This window comes from Deefgea piscis (assembly GCF_019665785.1).
In the GTDB taxonomy this organism is placed as follows: Bacteria; Pseudomonadota; Gammaproteobacteria; order Burkholderiales; family Chitinibacteraceae; genus Deefgea.
The window spans coordinates 789,695-805,596 of record NZ_CP081149.1 but is presented as its reverse complement, the minus strand read 5'-3'; the positions used below and the strand labels follow the sequence as shown (position 1 = coordinate 805,596).

Sequence of the window (15,902 nt, the reverse complement as noted above, 5' to 3'; positions counted from 1 at the left end):
AATCCCGATGTCTGCGACTGCCTTTGCTCACGATCTGAACGAGATCGAAATCCGCCATATTGAACGCTTAACGACGGCCATCTCACACACGCACAGTGGCCGATATTGCGGCGTATTACATATTGAAGTTCGCCATCGACCACATCGCCCCAAACAAAGCGCCGTTGTCGCACAAATGGCCATTGCTTTACGCAGCCTATTACGCGAAAACGATCAATTATTTCATATTGACCACCAAACACTGGGCTTATTAATTCCCAATATTGCCGGCATTAGTCATGCACTACTGGCGGCCAATCGCGCGCAATATTTATTATGCGAAGCCCCAGAAACACCACAACATTTACATCCGCATATTGGCATTGCTATTTACCCAGAGCATGGCGAAAACATGCCTGATTTACTTAACTCAGCGCGGATCGCGGCGCGTGATTTTGCACAAGAGCAAATTGGCGTGTATGACCCAAACCGCGATTGGCTCGGCCAACAACTGGCGCGGCTCGAAGCGCCATTACGCGAAGCGCTGGCACAAAATCGCTTTCATTTAGCATTTCAAGCGCAAATCAATAGCCAAAACCAGCACATCGTTGGTGCTGAAATTTTATTACGCTGGGAAGACGCCGTCTTAGGGCAAGTGCCGCCCGATCAAATCGTTGAAGTAGCTGAACATCTGGGTCTAATGGACACACTGACCCGCTGGGTCATTCAATCGGGTTTGCGGCAATTTGCCTTGCTACGCAGCGAAGGCTATCGCGGCACAATGAGTATCAATCTGTGCCCAAGTAATTTAGCGGATAAAAATTTAGCGATGTATATCGCTAACGCGCTTGAAGTATGGGATATTCCAGCCAATACCCTAGTGTTAGAAATAACCGAATCGGCACTCATTGCCGATATTGAAGCCGCCCTGAAACAATTAGAGCAACTCAAACAAATGGGCTGCCTGCTGTCTTTGGACGATTTTGGCACTGGCTACTCCTCTTTATCCTATTTAAAGCGGCTGCCGATTGATGAGCTTAAAATTGATCGCAGCTTTATTCAATCAATGGCTAGTTCCCACAAAGATGCGGCGATTGTGCAAAGCATTATCGAACTCGCCCATCGTCTGCAGCTCACCGTGGTCGCCGAAGGCGTCGAAAACGCCGCTACCGCCGCATTTTTACAGCAGCATCAATGTGACACAATACAAGGCTTTTACTACAGTCGCCCTGTCTCACTGGCGGACTTTAAAGCCTACTTCCAACGTATGGAGCAAGCCGCATGATGAACTGGCAACAACTGCTCTCGGCCAACCGCCTAGGTGTCGATGATGGCAGCCTTCCCGATTTTGAAGCGGGACGCAGCAATTACCACAAAGATCACGACCGCATCGTTTTTTGCTCGCCTTTTCGCCGCATGGGACGCAAAACCCAAGTGCATCCGATGACCGAAAACGACCATGTCCATACCCGCCTCACCCACAGCATCGAAGTCGCTTGCGTTGGTCGCAGCTTAGGCGTGCTGATTGGCGAGCAGCTCAAAGGCCAACTGCCCGCGCACGTCAGTCCATTTGATTTGGGCGGCATCGTTCAAGCGGCCTGTTTGGCGCACGATATCGGTAACCCGCCATTTGGTCACGCTGGCGAATACGCCATTCGCGACTGGTTTCGCCGTCCCGAGCAAGCGTATTTAATGCAAACGCTCACCGCTGCTGAGCGCCGTGATCTGATGACGTATGAAGGCAATGCACAAGGTTTTCGCATCATCACTCAGCTTGAAAACCATCGTTTTGATGGTGGCCTGCGCCTCACCTATGCCACGCTGGGCACCACGCTCAAATACCCGTGGAGCAGTGAGTTTGCCGGAACCAAAGGCAAATTTAGCTGCTATCAATCCGAGCTAAAAATCTTAGCCAATGTCGCCGAAGAACTCGGCCTGCCACTACTGGAAACCAATAAATGGGCCCGCCATCCCCTGTCTTATTTAATGGAAGCGGCCGATGATATTTGCTACGCCATTTTAGATTTAGAAGACGGGATTGAAATAGGCACACTACCGTATGAAACGGTTGAACCTTTACTGATGAAAATTTGCGGCGGCGAAACCAGTCTGTTGCAACTCGAAGTCGCCGCAGCGCCCTCCACCCGGCGCAAAATCTCGCTACTGCGCGGCAAAGCCATTGATCGCAGCATCCGCGATGTGGCCGCCACCTTTATGACGCACTATGAGCGGATTATGGCGGGCACTTACCAAGGTGATTTACTCAATGATTGTCCACCCAGCATGCGATTGGGCTTGGCCGAAGCTAAACAACTGGCGCGCGACCGGATTTTTAACGAGCGCCGCAAAATTGAAATCGAAGTCGGCTCATTTACCTGCTTAGAAATCTTACTCAGCGCCTTTTGCACCGCCGCCTACGAGCAGCATATCAGCGCAGAAATGCCCTTTCGCATGCGCCGAGTGCTTGATTTAATGGATTACAACGCGCCGAAAAAAGAATGGCCATTAATCGAAGCCTACCGCCGAGTGCTCGATTTTATCGGTGGCATGACCGATAACTATGCCACTTATTTAGCGCAGCAAGTTGGCGGCATGGGGCGATAGGTATTGCCGCCTAAATCATTAAATACAATGATTAGGCAGCAATACCCATAATGGCTAACACTTGCTTCGCCTGTGGAACTACCCCTTGCCCACCCAAAGAATAAGCTTGGGTATTCCACACTGGGTGATAGCTGGCCGAATCGGTTTGCGTATACAGCGCAATCGTGGCGCGGCCCATGTTTTCTGCCAAATGCGTCATGCCGGTATCCACCCCAATCGACCAATCAGCATGGCGAATCAAACTGGCAATCTGAGCAATCGTCAATTTAGGCGGCACCATCGCCAGTTTTAATCCCGCTGCGATTTGCTGAGCCACCGCATATTCGCCCTCGGTGCCCCATGGCAAAATCGCCATCACGCCCTGCTGTTCTAGGGGCTGCAATACCTCTAACCATTGCGCCACTGGCCAAGTTTTTTCGGCCTTGGATGCGGCATGAAAACACATCACATACGGACGATTGGCCGGCAGCCAGCTCGGTAAACATTCATCGGCTTGCAGACCAAAATCAATTTCAGTTTCAATTGAATAATTCAGTGCTAATGCGGCATAACTGCGATACCAAGCGACTGCGGGCAAATTGGCATCAGGCACCACTTGCCGATGATAAGCCCAACGCGCGGCCTTTTCTCCTAAACGATAATCGGGTGGCCCAATAATTAATTTGGCTTTAGCAACTTGACTAAATAACGCCGATTTAATCATGCCATGACAATCTAAAATGACATCGTAATGCTCACAACGCAATTGCTTAATTGCCGATTGAATAACATGCCAATTTTGCCGGATTGATTTACGCCTATAGCCGCGCAAAGGCACGGCTATCACTCGATTAATTGCCGGATGCATTGCCGGCAACTCAGCAAATTGCGCATCCACCAACCAATCAATCTGTGCGTCTGGGAAATGATATTGAATATCACTAATCATTGGCATGACGAATAAAATATCACCCAGCGAGGTGAGTTTTGCAATCAGAATTTTTTTCATTCTTACCTAAATGCTTAATTTTACAAAAACAAAAACGGGGAATCTAAATAAATTCGATTAAATCGCTAAATAAAAAACCATTATTGTTTAGCAAGGCATCGTCGCCAATCATTTAAGCAGCGAGCATTAAAATCAATCGCAATGGATTAAACCAGATCTACCTAGTAATATCTACTCCCTTACAGTTTTTTACTGAGTGCTTTTTTATCTCGACCAATCGCGCCAAGTCGCCGACAATCCATGCCTTTCTATCGATTGCGGATTACCGAGTGTTTAAATTATCCATCGTGCTTTGCTTGACCTTATTTCTCAATGGTTGTGCCGTTGTGACTACCGCGGCCCTAGTTAGTTCAGTTGCCGTTGGCGTGACTACCAGCGCGGTTGGCTTGGCTTATGACGCGACCAAAATGGTGGCAACCGGAACGGTTGCTGCCGGGGGTATGGCAATCGATGCGATGAGCGCATCCAAGCCTGCGAGCAATACCCCAAGCCCTACACCGCAAGCCAGCGTCGAAGTCGTGCCACTTATAGATCAATAGTCAGTCAATGACGTCTGGCGTTTTTGATTTTTTGGCGAGCGGCGGCGACTTCACAACTCAATTTAAAACAATGACTATTAAGGATGAGCAGAGAAATAAGCAAAATGAGATGCTGAACCCGCGCAGATAAGCGCGGCGAAGTGATAAGGCTAAGCCTGCTTTTAAAGACCAAACCCAAATTAGCCCCAAGCCAGCAAGGCCACGGCATGCTGCTTGAGCCAATCACGTTCAGTTTTCCAATTTGGGCAGGCTTTGGCAACAATCGCCCAAAAACGGGCCGAATGATTCATTTGTGCCAAATGCGCCAATTCGTGAATCACCACATAATCAATCACGCTGGCTGGCGCTTGCATTAAGCGCCAATTCAAGCGAATGTCACCCGCCGCAGTGCAACTGCCCCAGCGGGTTTTGGCCGATGACAACTGCCACTTTTGGGGCTGCAGCGCCATGCGCTCTGACCACAATGCCAAGCGCTCAGCCAAATACACTTGGGCTGCACGTTGATAAAAGCGAATTAAAGCGGGTGCAATTTTAGCTTCGTTGGCCGCGCATAACGACAACACCCCAGCGCTAAGTTGGCTGCGTAACGCCGGTTGCAACACCAATGGCTCGCCCAGATAAAGGGCGCTCGCCCCCCAGCATAAATTCGGCAGCACGAGCGCTGGCGCATCGCGCCGTTCGGCCAATTTAGCGCGCACCCACGCTAACTTGAGTTGGATCACTCGTTCGGCCTCACGCTCGGCAGCGCCTTGCGGCAAAATCACCGTTAAGCCTTGCGTATCGATTTTTAAACCAATACTTCGCCGCCGCGAGCTACGCTTCACTTGATAGGGTATATCGCCAGAGCTATTTTTAAATATGTACTGCAAGTAAATACCTATGTTTTTTTCTGCTCAAAACACGGGCCACGGCCGCTGATTTCGTCCATCTGCCCTTCGATCCAGTTTTCGACTTCTTTAATCAGCTCTAAGGATTTTTTACCTTCCGAAGCAATCGGCGCACCCACGCGCACCGTGATTTCTCCCGGCCATTTTAAAAAAGAATTTTTCGGCCAAAACTCACCCGAATTCATCGCCACGGGCACAATCGGTACATTCAAATCCAATGCCAAGCGCGCGCCACCTTGTTTATATTGACCACGCTCACCGGGTTTAATTCGCGTCCCTTCTGGAAAGATCACAATCCATAAACCTTTGGCTAAACGATCTTTACCTTGCTCCATCAATTGCCGCTGCGCGGCAGCGCGCTGGCCGCGATCAATCGCAATCGGCGATGTAGTCGCCAATGCCCAGCCAAAAAATGGCATTTTGAGTAATTCGCGTTTCATGACCCACACTTGCGGCGGGAAAATCAATTGCAGCGCCATGGTTTCCCACGCCGATTGATGTTTACACATAATCATCATTGGCCCTTCGGGAATATTTTCTGCGCCTTCCACCCGAAATTTAAGCCCGCAAGTGAGGTGTAACCATTTGAGTAAAATCACCGACCACCAGCGAATAATTCGATTTCGCATCACAGCAGGCAGCGGCAAAATCACAATGGCGATCAAGGTAAAAACCGGCGTAATGATAATGAGTAGCAACCAATACAAAATAGAGCGCAACCAGATCATGTAACGTAGACTCGCGAAAAAAAGCAGAATGGGAAAACTAACAACGACAGCGCTAGTAAAAATAAGCGAAAACTCAAACCACCCGCAGCTGATGGTTTGAGCGGCAGCAGCTTAATCTGCCGAATACATTAGCCAATTGGCGGCAGCCGCCAAATCATCAAAAATCAAAGTACCATTGGGTAAATTGCCACGGACTTCGGTTTTCATGCCATTGCCGGTTCTAACTAAAATAGCGCGCCCGCCCGCTGTCGCAATCGCTTGTAAATCACGCAGTGAATCGCCGACCATATAACAATCTTTGACATCAACACGAAAGCGCTTGGCAATATCTAAAATCAAACCAGGCGCCGGTTTGCGACAACTGCAGCCACTATCTGGCGCATGCGGACAGAAAAAAACCGCGTCCAAATGACCGCCAGCGTGATGCACCGCTTTATGCATTTTGCTGTGAATTTGATTGAGTGTGGCCACATCAATCATGCCGCGTCCAATTGCACTTTGGTTAGTCGCGACCACCAAAGTCCAGCCTGCTCGCGTGAGTTCACCAATCGCATTTAAACTACCCGCAATCGGCAGCCACTCTTCGGGCATCTTAATATAATCAGGACTGTCTGCATTGATGACGCCATCCCGATCCAAAATTAAGAGTTTCATTTTTTGCATCCTTAACCTTGAATATCGAGCGAGATTTTCGTCCTCAGCGACGAATAAGACCAATAAAATCAGCGGATCAATCGCACATGAAGCTGCACGCTCAATCCGCCGTCAGCCAATTTAATCGGCCAATAATGATAATTCGGCAACGCGATTCATCAAATCAGCCAGTTGCGACAACAACGCTAAACGATTGCCACGCTCGGCCAAATCGTCGCTCATGACCATTACCGAATCAAAAAAGGCATCCACTGGCGCTTTAAATGCCGCCAATTGCTTGAGTGCACTAGTAAAGTCGTTGACCGCCAATGCGCTTTCAACCGCCGGTTGCAAAGCTTGCAATTGAGCAAACAAGGCTTGTTCGGCACCGGCGCCAATTAAAGCGGCATTTAATGCCGGCAAATCGCCTTCGACTTTTTTCAGAATATTGCGAATGCGTTTATTTGCCGCAGCGAGCGCCGCGCTTTCTGGTAAAGCTTTAAATTCAGCGACCGCCGCCAAACGTACGGTGAGGTCGTCAAAGCACGTCAGCGATTTGGCCAACACCGCATCGATATCCGCTGCTGGGTATTCCGCCGCCAATAAGTTTTTCAGACGTTCCAACATAAAGCCATACAAACCATCGACCGTGCCGGCTTTAATTAAGCCCGCTGGGAAGCTGGCTTCAGCAATATTGAGTAAAGCTTTCAAATCGAGTGGCTGCTCGAGCAAAATCCGCAATACACCCAGCGCTGCGCGGCGTAATGCAAATGGATCTTTGTCGCCAGTCGGAATCAAGCCAATACCGTAAATGCCGACTAAGGTTTCTAATTTATCGGCCAAAGAAACCGCTTGTGCTGTCGCGCCTTCTGGTAGGGTATCGCCCGCAAACTTAGGTTTGTAATGGGCTGCAATCGCATACGCTACATCCGCATCTTCAGCATCATGCACGGCATAATATTGCCCCATAATCCCTTGCAACTCTGGAAACTCACCCACCATATCGGTCGACAAATCGGCCTTGGCCAAGTAAGCCGCACGTGTGGCTTTACCGACATCAGCGCCGAGTAATTTGGCGATTTCACCGGCAATGCTTTCCAAGCGCTGAACGCGCTCCAGTTGCGAACCAATTTTATTGTGGTAAACCACATTGGCTAATTTGCCGACGCGGGTATCGAGTTTGGCTTTTTTATCTTGCTCAAAAAAGAATTGCGCATCAGATAATCGTGCGCGCAACACGCGTTCATTGCCGTTGATAATGTGGCTAGGATCAGCCGTTTGCAAATTCGATACCAGCAAAAATTGATTCATCAATTTGCCATTAGCATCGAGCAGCGGGAAATATTTTTGATTTTGTTGCATAGTCAAAATCAAGCACTCTTGTGGCACGTCGAGAAACTCAGCTTCAAATTCCCCTTTCAACACCACTGGCCATTCCACCAAGGCAGTTACTTCGTCAAACAGAGCATCATCAGCAGCAATCGTGGCATTGAGTGCCGCGGCGGCCGCCTGCAGTTGTTCACCGATTAAGGCTCGGCGCTCGGTAAAGCTGGCAATAACGCGGCCTTGCTCATTGAGCAAACGCGCGTAATCATCGGCATTAGACAGCACCAGCTCACCGCTCGATAAAAAGCGATGCCCCAATGTGCTGCGTCGTGAGTTCAGGTGCAAAATTTGTCCAGCAATCAAGGCATCGCCGTGCAACATCATCAAGCCATGCACCGGACGAATAAATTGGCCGTCACGATCACCCCAGCGCATTAATTTTGGCGCGGGTAGTTTTTTTAATGCCGCAGCGACAATACCAGCCAGCACTTCGTCTAATGCTTGGCCGGCTTTGGTCATACGGAAAACAAACACTTCTTGCTTGCCGTCGTGCAGCTTTTCTAAGCTATTGACTGCGTCAGCCGCCAAGCCGCAAGAGCGCGCAAACCCAAGCAAGGCCGGTGTTGGCTGACCGTCTTTAAAACCAGCTACAACCGCTGGACCGCGTTTTTCAATGGCTTGTTCAAGCTGAACTGCCGCCACATTAGCAATGCTCACTGCCAAACGGCGTGGGCTCGCAAATGTGGTGTATTGCGCATCCGCTGGGACAAAGCCCATTTTTTGTAATTCAGCAAAAATTGTGTCGGCAAACACCGCGCCCAATTTAGGCAGCGCCTTGGGGGGAGTTCTTCCGTTAATAATTCAATAAGCAGTGTTGGGTTCATGCTGTTTCTCTTTTTTTAAGTTCATTGCCCAGCGGGTCGTTGACCTAAGCGTCATCTTGTTGTGCGGCGTCTTTGTCGCTCATGATCTTGCAGACTTGTCGAATAAAATCAGCGCCATAGCTGTCTTTGGCCGGGTCGGTGAATTCCCACTGAAACCCCGGTACATCATAACGGGCGACTTCTTCGTCTTCGCTATCGTGCAAAGCCACGGCCACGCCAGCCATACGGCCAGAGTCACAATGGATCGCTGAGCGTGTGTACTTCAGCCGATATTGGCCTTGGCCGACTTCGTCAGTTTGATCGGTATTAAATCGCTGCAACATCCAAACAAAGGTGTAGTTGGCTTCTGAATATTGCGGATCATGCTGCACTGAATTGGCATCGACCAGCATTTCAAAATCCGCAGTTTTGCCATAACTACGCCATTCCGCCTTGGCATATGGCACGGCAACAGGGCCCTTCACGCCGTCATTGAATTTCTTATCGCAAGCACTCAATAGCAATACTGCGCTGAGTAAACTGCAACGAAGCAACATGGCGAGCCCCTGTGGATTATTCCGGCAATTGGCACATTGGGAAGCCCAATGCTTCGCGGCTGTCGTGATACGCTTGCGCCACCAGACGCGCTAGATTGCGAACTCGGCCAATATAAGCGGCACGCTCAGTCACTGAAATCGCGCCACGCGCATCCAGTAAATTGAACATATGCGAGCATTTCATCACCATTTCAAAACCGGGCAAGGCTAAGCCGCCGTCGATCAAGCGTTTGGCTTCAGATTCAAAATGGTTGAATTGATCAAACAAAAACGGCACATTCGATTGCTCGAAGTTATAAATCGATTGCTCGACTTCGTTTTGGTGATAAATATCGCCATAAGTGACTTTTTGACCATTCGGGTACACCGTCCAAACGATGTCGTAGATACTATCTACCCCCTGCAGGTACATCGCTAGACGCTCGACACCATAAGTGATCTCGCCCAATACCGGCTTGCAATCTAGACCGCCCACTTGCTGGAAGTAAGTAAACTGCGTGACTTCCATACCGTTAAGCCACACTTCCCAACCCAGACCCCAAGCGCCCAAGGTTGGGCTTTCCCAGTCGTCTTCAACAAAGCGCACATCGTGCACTGAGGTGTCGATACCCAGCTCTTGCAATGACCCTAGATATAATTCTTGGATATTGTCCGGCGATGGCTTGAGTACCACTTGGTATTGGTAATAATGCTGGCAACGATTTGGATTTTCACCATAACGCCCATCTTTTGGACGGCGGCAAGGTTGCACATAAGCGGCATTCCAAGGCTCTGGGCCGATTGAGCGCAAAAAGGTCGCAGTATGAAAGGTTCCTGCACCTACTTCGATATCATAAGGCTGCAGCAAGGCACAGCCGTGCCCAGCCCAGTAGGTTTGGAGCTTGAGAAGGATTTCCTGAAAAGTCAGCATAGGATTCTTGGCGCACGGCACAGTTCTTTAATCAATGAATTCTACCTGTTTTTGCCGCCATCGTGGCAGCTCGCTCGCAATGAGCGTCGCGGCGTGGCAATTTCACCGCGCCTTAGCGCCGCAACAAAGCCGCTTCGCGCTGCAAATGGGCTAAAAAACACTGCGCCACCCAGCAAAAAACGTTTTCTTACGCCTTTACTCAGAAATATTGTAGATAAGCGCGCCAGAAAGTCGGCGTTCTTGTTATGCTTAAGCTTTTTGGCGTCCAGCACGCCACCTTCACGGTTTAATTTCTATGCGCGCACTCTCAGTTACCCTACTTCTCAGTAGCCATTTATTACTCAGCGCCAGCGCTTTTGCCAACATCGACTTAGATGAACTGCGCCAAGCTGTTCGCGCGCGCGATTTACCGCGACTGGCCCAAATCAGCGATGCCAATCAGGGCAAGCCGCTAGAAATGTATCCAAACTACTATTGGCTCACGCTGCAGCTAAAACAAATCAGCGAAGACGATGCCAATCAGTTTTTAAATCGCTACGCCAATACGCCGCTGGCCAATCGCTTTCGTGATGACTGGATTAAAGAATTAGCCCGCCGCCAAGCATGGCCATCGTTCGAGCAAGAATACGCCAAGATCGATTCGCCATCGGCTGAATTGCAGTGCTTTAAAAGCCAAGCTGCGCAAGCGCGTAACGACAATTCAACGCTTAAAGCCAATAAAGCCCTGTGGTTTACCGCAAAACCACTCGCCGCCTCGTGTAATCCAATTTTTGATACTTTATTTGCCAATGGCAGCCTGAGTGAAAACGATGCATGGTGGCGAATTCGCCAAGCTTTAGCGGCTAATCGCGCCGATTTTGCTCGACAACTCAGCAGCCGCGTTGGCAGCCCAAGCGAGTTTTCTGCCAAAACTCTGGCTGCAATCAATAGCGCACCCGACAAACAAATTAAACAACTCAATGCCGCCGGCCGTGCCAATCTTGAATTACAACTTTATGCTTTAGAGTTAATTGGCCGCAAAAACCCAGAACAAGCCGCGCTAATTATTGAACAACTGAGCCCGAATTTATCCGCAGCAGATCAGCGTTTTGCTTGGCAGCAACTGGGCTTAAGCGCTGCGCGGCGTCACCATCCCAATGCCTCATTTTGGCTGAGTAAAGCCGATATGAATGATTTAGAAGAAGAAGATCAAGCTTGGTTTATTCGCTCAGCACTACGCGCCGAAGATTGGAATGCCGTCGAATCTCGCATTAAGGCGCTTCCAGCAGAAACACAGGCCAAAAACACCTATCGCTATTGGCTAGCTCGCGCTTATGAGACGCAAAATAAAACCAATGCCGCCAATGAGATTTACCTCAAATTAGCCGATGGCTTTGATTATTACGGCTTATTAGCGCAAGAGAAACTCGGCGCGATGCTGCAAGAATCACGCGCGCCCTACACCAGCAAACCTGAAGAAATCAATGCTGTTGCGGCCCTACCCGGTGTCGTGCGTGCTTTGAGCTTGAATCAGCAAAACTGGCGAGTTGAAGCTAATCGCGAATGGAATTTCGCCATGCAAGGCTTAAGCGATACGCAATTGTTGGCCGCGGCTGAATTAGCCCGTAAAAATAAAATGTACGACCGCAGTATTTATACCGCCGAGCGCACGCAAAAAATTCATGACTTTACCTTGCGCTACCCAACGCCCTATCGCGAAGAAGCCGAGCAAGCCGCTAAAGAGCAAGGTTTAGATCCAGCGTGGGTTTATGGCTTAATGCGCCAAGAAAGTCGTTTTATTAGCGATATTCGTTCTAGTGCTGGCGCAGCGGGCTTAATGCAATTGATGCCCAATACCGCCAAATGGGTTGCAGGTAAAATGAAAATCAGCGACTTCAGCTCAGCCGACATTACTGACGTCACCAGCAATCTGCAAATGGGCACTTATTACCTGGCCTATTGGGCGGAAAACTTTAACGGCAATGCGATTTTAGCTACTGCGGGTTATAACGCGGGCCCGGGCAATGCCAGAAAATGGCGCGCAGATCGCGAGCTAGACCCGACGATTTACATTGAAACCATTCCGTTTGGTGAAACCCGCGACTACGTGAAAAAAGTACTGAGTAATGCCAGCCATTACGCGCATTATTTTAAAGACAGCCCAACGCAATTGAACCGACGCTTAGATAAAGTGCCTGCCGCACAATAAAAATGTCGTGCCTATTGTCGCTACGACTTGGCATTTCGCCGATAGGCACGATTTTAATTAATGACATACCGGCTTTAATAAAACCGTTGTTACAAATCCTTGTTCGTCTGACCAACCATTAAAATTGAGGTGATTCATCATGAAAATTGTTATTGGTAACTTCCCTCCTGCAACGAGTAGTGAAGATGTTGTCGCACTTTTGGTCGAACAATTGGGCGCACCAATTCCGACTGAAATTACCGTCAGCGAAGGGGCTGGGCGCAATGTCATCGCCTTGGTGCAATATCCCGCTGAAGCACCGCATACGCTGGGCGATGTTTTAGCCAATAAATTAAACGGCTATCACTACCAAGGTTTTCACCTGAACGCCACCGTGACGCATAACTTTAAGGACTAAACCGATGCGGATCGCCGTCTTTGATAGCAAGCAATACGACAAGACCGCTATCAATGCGGCCAATGTCCAATTCGATCACGATATCGTTTTTTTTGATGATAGGCTCAACGCCAAAACCGTACCCTTAGCACAAGGTTTTGACGTTGTTTGCCCCTTTGTGAATGATAAGCTCGATGCGTTCACGATTGCCCAACTCGCCCAGCTTGGCGTCAAACTCATTACCTTGCGCTGCGCGGGCTTTAATGGCGTGGATTTAAAAGCCGCCGCCGCACATGGCATCATTGTCACGCGAGTCCCCGCGTATTCTCCCGAAGCCGTAGCCGAGCATGTGTTTGCGCTGCTACTGACTTTGGTTCGCAAAACGCACCGCGCCTTTAACCGCATTCGTGATGGCAACTTTACCCTTGATGGCTTAGAAGGCTTTAACGTGCACGGCCGCACATTTGGCATTGTCGGCGCCGGCAAAATCGGTTTGGCCACCGCGCGCATTGCGCGTGGGTTTGGCTGCAAAGTACTCGCTTATGATCCTTATCCCCCCGCGCAATGCGCTGTGGATTGTGAGTTTGTGACGCAAGAAGAGCTATTCAAACGCGCCGATATTATTTCCTTACATTCGCCGCTGTTTCCCACCACACACCATATGATTAACGCGACCACGTTGGCGCAAATGAAACCGGGCGTCGTCTTAATCAACACCAGCCGTGGCGGCTTGATTAATACACTGGCACTGATTAAATCGCTCAAGTCAGGTCACGTTGGTGGCGTTGGTCTTGATGTCTATGAGCATGAAGAAGGGGTGTTCTTTGAGGATCTCTCAGACAGCATGCTCAAAGATGATATCTTGGCGCGCTTAACGACGTTTCCAAATGTGGTGATTACTTCGCATCAAGGTTTTTTAACCACCGAAGCACTCGACAATATTGCGCATTCTGTTTTACAAAGCATCGATGATTTCATCCAACAACGTCCCCTTGGCAACGAGGTAAAAGCCAGTGCCTAAAAAGCAGTTCCGTGTCGAGGAGCCAACGATTTCCCGCTGGCTACTCACCATCACCCCATTTGCCGCCGCCTTGTTTGCCTTAGTTTTTGCTCTGTTTTTAATTCAAACTGCGCACAAAGAAGACCAAGCCATCACCAGCACACTCGAGCAAGACCTGTTGTGGCAAAAACAAGCGCTCAAAAACCGTCTTGAAAATCTACAGCATCAGCTCGATGGCCTTGCTGATGTCATTGTCACTGATGGTCTAAGCTCGGCCGAATTTAGTGGACGCTATTTATCGATTTTGCAAGACTCGCCCGAAGTGATGAGTTTGGAATACATCGATGAAACCAATCAAGTGCGCTGGCAACATCCACTCAATCGCCCTGACCTGTTGCCCCCACAAAATCATCGCAATTTGGTCGCTGCGCGCAGTGTGGTCTTGGTTAATAATCAGCCCCAATTTAGTACCGTGTTACAAGGGCAAAATCAAACGCCATTATTGGCCTTTGTGACGCCTGTTCGCCTCAATTACCATGGGCGGCACACCTTAGTCGCCATTCTCAATCTCAATACCTTGTTGCAACAGCAAGTTCCGTGGTGGATTGCGCAGCGCTATCAAATTTCGTTGACTGAAAACGGCGAAACCATCGCCAGCAAATTTAATCGCAATCTAGATCCAACCGGCTTACATCAAGCAATCGACTTTGATTTGGCGCCAAATCAATTTCAGTTGCAAGCGACGGTGTATCAGCAGCAACGCAGCTGGCAACAATACTTACTCACACTCACGGTGATTGCACTCTCCATGTTGATGCTCGCCTCAACTTGGGCGCTGCGGCGACACATTAAAGAGCGGCACAATATCGAAGCGCAATTGCGGCAAGAAACCGCTATGCGTGAAGCGATGGAAAACTCTTTAGTTACCGGCATTCGGGCGATGGATAAGGATGGCCACCTGATTTATATCAATCGAGCCTTTTGCGATATGGTGGGCTATAGCGCCGACGATTTGCTCGGCCAAAGCCAAACCATGCCGTATTGGCCACCAGAAGATCTTGATCGCTGTACTGCCGTGTATCGAGCGATTTTGTCAGGACGCGCCGAACCGTCTGGATATCAGATGCGCTTTATGCGCGCCAATGGTGAGCGCTTTGACGTGCGGCTTTATGCCGCCAAACTGATTGATGGTGACGGCCAGCATACCGGCTGGATTAGCTCGATTTACGACATTACGGAATTACAACGCGAGCGAAATGCGCTGCAAGCATCCCATGAGCGTTTTGTAAATGTGCTCAATGGCCTAGAAGCGGCCGTTTCGGTCAGCGACGCGGCCAGCTGCGAGATGCTCCTCACCAATCGGCAGTTTGATCGGGCGTTTAATATCCCCGATTGGCATGGCCGCTACTGCGCCTTGCCATATACGCCACGCCGTAAAGGTGCACCGGTCGAAACCGAATGGTTCGACGCGTATCGTGGCCACTGGTATCAAATTAAAAGCCGCAGCAGTGTCTGGGTCGATGGCTCAGAAGTTTGGCTCGAAATCGCCACCGACATCACCGCGCTTAAAAATGCCCAAGAACGTGAACGCCAGCAAAACGAGCAACTCCAACAAACCACGCGCTTGATCAGCATGGGCGAGATGGCGTCCAGCTTAGCGCATGAGCTCAATCAACCTTTAGCCGCCATTGCCAGCTATGCCACGGGCTGCCGCAACGTGCTGTCGCAAGCCGAACCCAATATTGCTCAGCTAGATCAAGCCATCGAAAAAATGGCCGGCCAAGCCAAACGCGCGGGCAAAATTATTTCTGGGATTCGTGAATTTGTGCAGCGCCGCGCGCCGCACCGCAAGCCCTGCGAGGTGGCCGATTTGGTTGACACAGTGCGTACATTACTCGCCGCCGAAGTGGCCAAACAGCAAGTCAAGCTCACTATCGGCGAAGTGCGTGATTTACCGATTGTGTATGCCGATGCGGTGATGCTGGAACAAGTTATGTTTAACCTGATGAAAAACGCGATTGAGGCCATGCACGACACGCCGATTGCTAATCGGACGCTCGATTTAAGCATTAGCACCAATAAAGACTTTTTATCGGTCATTATTGCGGATCGCGGCACTGGTATTAATCCTGAACAAATGGAACAATTGTTTAAGCCCTTTTACACAACAAAAAATACCGGGATGGGAATGGGTTTAAACATTTGCCGCTCAATTATCGAGCACCACCAAGGCCGACTGTGGGTCGAGGGCAATCCAGGCGGCGGCAGTCGCTTTATCTTCACCTTGCCCTTGCCACAAGAAAGTTTGGCTGGTGAGCCCTAAT

General features: G+C 49.7%; 13 protein-coding genes and 1 pseudogene. 7 read left to right on the top strand and 7 right to left on the bottom strand.

The features are described from left to right. Positions 1-7: 7 nt before the first annotated feature. Both K4H25_RS03860 and K4H25_RS03855 read left to right on the top strand, forming a co-directional pair. Positions 8-1,264 carry a putative bifunctional diguanylate cyclase/phosphodiesterase gene (locus K4H25_RS03860; RefSeq protein WP_221022087.1) on the top strand — a complete coding sequence of 419 codons (1,257 nt, stop codon included), beginning with the start codon at positions 8-10 and terminating at the stop codon, positions 1,262-1,264. Then, positions 1,261-2,583, top strand: coding sequence for a deoxyguanosinetriphosphate triphosphohydrolase (locus K4H25_RS03855; RefSeq protein ID WP_221022086.1), 1,323 nt, complete (start codon positions 1,261-1,263; stop codon positions 2,581-2,583). The genes K4H25_RS03860 and K4H25_RS03855 overlap by 4 nt, the downstream gene beginning before the upstream one ends. A gap of 31 nt (positions 2,584-2,614) precedes the next feature. Here K4H25_RS03855 and waaC read toward each other — a convergent pair whose 3' ends face one another. Next, the gene (gene waaC / locus K4H25_RS03850) at positions 2,615-3,571 is read right to left on the bottom strand and encodes a lipopolysaccharide heptosyltransferase I (protein WP_221022085.1); all 957 of its coding nucleotides are present in this window, start codon (positions 3,569-3,571) and stop codon (positions 2,615-2,617) included. Positions 3,572-3,897: 326 nt separating this feature from the next. On the opposite strand from waaC, the gene K4H25_RS03845 reads away from it, so the two are divergent. Beyond that, positions 3,898-4,110, top strand: a complete 213-nt coding sequence (locus tag K4H25_RS03845; RefSeq protein WP_221022084.1) for a hypothetical protein — start codon at positions 3,898-3,900, stop codon at positions 4,108-4,110. A 179-nt stretch (positions 4,111-4,289) separates the two neighbouring features. Here K4H25_RS03845 and K4H25_RS03840 read toward each other — a convergent pair whose 3' ends face one another. The 6 genes and pseudogenes from K4H25_RS03840 to glyQ form a co-directional block, all read right to left on the bottom strand. Continuing rightward, entirely contained in the window at positions 4,290-4,979 is a 690-nt protein-coding gene (locus tag K4H25_RS03840) for a M48 family metallopeptidase (RefSeq protein WP_221022083.1), read from the bottom strand. A gap of 8 nt (positions 4,980-4,987) precedes the next feature. Then, positions 4,988-5,725 carry a lysophospholipid acyltransferase family protein gene (locus K4H25_RS03835; RefSeq protein WP_221022082.1) on the bottom strand — a complete coding sequence of 246 codons (738 nt, stop codon included), beginning with the start codon at positions 5,723-5,725 and terminating at the stop codon, positions 4,988-4,990. Between the two features lie 111 nt (positions 5,726-5,836). Next, positions 5,837-6,379 carry a D-glycero-beta-D-manno-heptose 1,7-bisphosphate 7-phosphatase gene (gene gmhB, locus K4H25_RS03830; RefSeq protein WP_221022081.1) on the bottom strand — a complete coding sequence of 181 codons (543 nt, stop codon included), beginning with the start codon at positions 6,377-6,379 and terminating at the stop codon, positions 5,837-5,839. Between the two features lie 120 nt (positions 6,380-6,499). After that, positions 6,500-8,568: pseudogene (gene glyS / locus K4H25_RS03825) on the bottom strand (glycine--tRNA ligase subunit beta). Between the two features lie 44 nt (positions 8,569-8,612). Further along, on the bottom strand, positions 8,613-9,104 hold the full coding sequence (locus tag K4H25_RS03820) for a surface-adhesin E family protein (protein WP_221022080.1): 492 nt from the start codon (positions 9,102-9,104) through the stop codon (positions 8,613-8,615). A gap of 16 nt (positions 9,105-9,120) precedes the next feature. After that, positions 9,121-10,014: a glycine--tRNA ligase subunit alpha gene (gene glyQ, locus K4H25_RS03815; RefSeq protein WP_182076293.1), complete on the bottom strand. Its 894-nt coding sequence runs from the start codon at positions 10,012-10,014 to the stop codon at positions 9,121-9,123. 295 nt (positions 10,015-10,309) lie between these two features. Between glyQ and K4H25_RS03810 the strand changes: the two genes are divergently transcribed. From K4H25_RS03810 to K4H25_RS03795, 4 genes are all read left to right on the top strand, one after another. Continuing rightward, positions 10,310-12,202 carry a lytic transglycosylase domain-containing protein gene (locus tag K4H25_RS03810; RefSeq protein WP_221022079.1) on the top strand — a complete coding sequence of 631 codons (1,893 nt, stop codon included), beginning with the start codon at positions 10,310-10,312 and terminating at the stop codon, positions 12,200-12,202. Positions 12,203-12,341: 139 nt separating this feature from the next. Continuing rightward, positions 12,342-12,599, top strand: a complete 258-nt coding sequence (locus K4H25_RS03805; RefSeq protein WP_221022078.1) for an RNA-binding protein — start codon at positions 12,342-12,344, stop codon at positions 12,597-12,599. Between the two features lie 4 nt (positions 12,600-12,603). Then, positions 12,604-13,599 carry a 2-hydroxyacid dehydrogenase gene (locus tag K4H25_RS03800; RefSeq protein WP_221022077.1) on the top strand — a complete coding sequence of 332 codons (996 nt, stop codon included), beginning with the start codon at positions 12,604-12,606 and terminating at the stop codon, positions 13,597-13,599. Continuing rightward, positions 13,592-15,901, top strand: coding sequence for a PAS domain-containing sensor histidine kinase (locus tag K4H25_RS03795; RefSeq protein WP_221022076.1), 2,310 nt, complete (start codon positions 13,592-13,594; stop codon positions 15,899-15,901). Before K4H25_RS03800 ends, K4H25_RS03795 begins: the two co-directional genes overlap by 8 nt. Position 15,902: the final 1 nt, after the last annotated feature.